The following is a 651-nucleotide window of genomic DNA, read 5'->3' as shown; positions in this document are numbered from 1 at the left end:
CCAACTCCACAATATACGAATGATCCAAACGATCCAACTAAGGGTGGTGTAACACCAACACCAGTCATCCCAGGTTATGTGACAGACATTCCAAATGTAACACCATCTAACCCAGGAGCTGATACCCCAGTTGTTTACCGTAAGGCAGACCAAAAAGCAGTGATCAAGTACGTTGATCAAACAACTGGTCAAACCCTTGCCAATGATCAAGTCGGTGGTAAATCAGGTGAGGCAATTAATTACTCAACTGCGGACAAGATCAAGTATTATGAAGATCGTGGTTACGTTCTCGTTAGCGATGAGTTCCCAACAGGTGCCCACTTCGATAACGATGCTTCAGTCGATCAAACATGGACAGTAACCTTGAAACATGGTGAAACACCAGTTGGACCAAACGATCCACATAATCCAACAGATCCAATCAATCCAAATGATCCAAACAGTCCTAAATACCCTGCGGAAGATCAATGGAAGAAAGATGTAACGTCAACTGTTCATTATGTAGGTGCAGGTAGTCAAACACCAGCAGACAATGTTCAAAATGCACAATGGACACGTACCTTAAAACTTGATAAAGTTACAGGTAAAGTTCTTAACCCTGATGAAGCATGGACAACTAATAAGACTAACTATGATGCAGTTCCAACGCCA

General features: G+C 42.4%; 1 protein-coding gene. It reads left to right on the top strand.

Going from position 1 to position 651, the window contains the following annotated elements; genetic code table 11:
* Positions 1-651: mucin-binding protein (locus AC3E7H_RS09935; protein WP_490676508.1), on the top strand; the 651-nt coding region annotated here is incomplete at both ends.

It is taken from the genome of Streptococcus sp. SCPM-O-B-15304 (M98), assembly GCF_058200215.1.
This window is presented reverse-complemented; position numbering and strand designations above follow the sequence as displayed.